We start from the raw sequence: 256 nt of genomic DNA, 5'->3' as shown, positions 1-256 counted from the left end.
ACCCCCATCTTCAGCGCCTTCTGATTTAGGATAGCGACAAGCTTGCCGGCTTCTTCCGCGGTCAGATCATCCAGGGATTCCACCTGGCGACGGAACAGCGCTTGGCTTGCGTAGGCAAGTACGGCGCTAGGCTCGGTAGAGGTCGCGGTGAGCAGCAGGTTGATCTCGGCCATCACGTCAGCGGACGGCATAGCGACCTGGCGCTGCTCGGAATTGAAGTCGACGCCCTCGCCCTGGCGGTTGAGGTGATCGATAG

At 60.9% G+C, this 256-nt stretch carries 1 protein-coding gene; it reads right to left on the bottom strand.

Features of this window, described 5'->3' with window-relative positions:
• Positions 1–256, bottom strand: a 256-nt coding sequence (locus ABFX56_RS16195) for a hypothetical protein (RefSeq protein WP_346234381.1), incomplete at both ends; no start/stop codon positions are given.

The sequence above is a fragment of the Parafrigoribacterium mesophilum genome, from assembly GCF_039652555.1.
GTDB classification, from domain to species: domain Bacteria; phylum Actinomycetota; class Actinomycetes; order Actinomycetales; family Microbacteriaceae; genus Parafrigoribacterium; species Parafrigoribacterium mesophilum.
The sequence above is the reverse complement of the archived record's forward strand: the minus strand, read 5'-3'. Positions and strand labels throughout refer to the sequence as shown.